The sequence below is a fragment of the Variovorax sp. 10N432 genome (assembly GCF_056394465.1).
This window is the reverse complement of the sequence record NZ_JBFTHX010000109.1, coordinates 1-1580: the sequence shown is the minus strand read 5'-3', so window position 1 is coordinate 1580 and position 1580 is coordinate 1. Positions and strand designations below refer to the sequence as shown.

Genomic DNA, 1580 nt, shown 5'->3' with positions numbered 1-1580 from the left:
ATGTTGGTCTGGAACGCGATGCCGTCGATCACGCCGATGATGTCCACGATCTTCTTCGACGATGCGTTGATCGACGCCATCGTGTCCACCACCTGGCTCACGACCTCGCCGCCCTTCACCGCCACCTCGGAGGCCGAGGCCGCGAGCTGATTCGCCTGGCGCGCGTTGTCCGCGTTCTGCTTGACGGTGCTGGTGAGTTCTTCCATCGAGGCGGCCGTTTCCTCCAGCGAGCTGGCCTGCTGCTCGGTGCGCGAGGACAGGTCCTGGTTGCCCGCCGCGATCTGGTTCGAGGCCGTCGCGATCGTGTCGCTGGAGGCCTTGATCTTGCCGACCACCTCGGTCAGTTCGATCTGCATCAGCCGGATTGAATGCAGCAGGCTGCCGGGCCGCGCCGCGCCGGTGTCCACCTCGACCGCCAGGTCGCCGGCCGCGATGCGGCCGACCACCTCGGCCGCGTAGGCCGGTTCTCCGCCCAGCTGGCGCCCGAGCGAGCGGGCCACCCCGGCGCCCAGGCCCAGGCTGGCCAGCAGGCCGACGGCCGCGATCACCAGCATCATCCAGCGCGAGCCCTGGTAGGTTTCCGTGGCCCGCTCCGCGCTGGCCTTGGCGAGCGTGTTGGCGTGGGCCACCATCGCCTCCAGCACCTCCTCGAGCGCGCGCGAGTCCTTCAGCAGCTGCGCGCTGTCGTCACCGACCCGGCCGTCGAATTGCGAACTGTCGAGCGATTGCTTGCCCACCAGCGTGACGAAATCTGCCATGCGCAGCTTCAACGGCGCCATCAAGGCCTCGTATTGCCGGAACAGCTTGGTGCCGGCCTCGCTGTCCAGGAACAACGGCTTGGCCTCGGCGGTGCGAGCCTCGAGAGCCTCGAGCGATTGGCGGATCGCATTGGATCCCGTGTTGCGCTCACCGCGGGTGGCCGCCGACAGCAGTGTCATCTGCGAGCGGCTGGCATAGAGCAGCGCGATATTGGCCTGCTGTACGGCCTGCAGGGCGCTCAGCTCATGGGTGTAGAGCCTCTCGGTCGACGCGCTGATGCGTCCCATGTGGAAAATGCCGAGCGCGCTGACGAGCGCGCCAAGGGCCGCGACCACGAGGAAACTCAAGACCAGCTTGACGGTGACGCGAAGATTTTGAAACCACTGCATTGCTGCTCCTAGGATGGCGGCCGTACGCCGCACGGGCTGTTAGAACTCGGTCCAGTCGCCGGACGAGGCCAGCTTCGGCTCGCTGCGAGCCGCCGACTCCGCCGGGCGCTTCGGCGCCGGCGCCGAAGCGCCCGGCTTGCGGGCGACCTGCTGCGCCTTCGCTTTCGACTTCGCCTGCGCGATCACCCGCGCGGCCTCGCCGTCGCTGGCCATCTTGAACACGCTGACCGCCTGCACCAGGCTCGATGCCTGCTCCTGCAGCGACCCGGCAGCGGCCGCGGCCTCTTCCACCAGCGCCGCGTTCTGCTGGGTCACCTGGTCCATCTGCGTGATCGCCTGGTTGATCTGCTCGATCCCCGAGGTCTGCTCCTGGCTGGCCGCCGTGATCTCGCCCATGATGTCGGTCACCCGCTTGACGCTGTCGACGATGAT

1 protein-coding gene and 1 pseudogene are annotated in these 1580 nt (G+C 67.8%); both read right to left on the bottom strand.

Annotation, left to right across the window (positions count from 1 at the left end; translation table 11 throughout):
* Positions 1-1148 (bottom strand): MCP four helix bundle domain-containing protein (locus AC1DF3_RS36830; RefSeq protein ID WP_478142788.1); only part of this gene is annotated, 1148 nt, incomplete at its 3' end.
* Between the two features lie 39 nt (positions 1149-1187).
* Positions 1188-1580 (bottom strand): annotated as a pseudogene (locus tag AC1DF3_RS36825) (methyl-accepting chemotaxis protein); the annotation flags it as partial.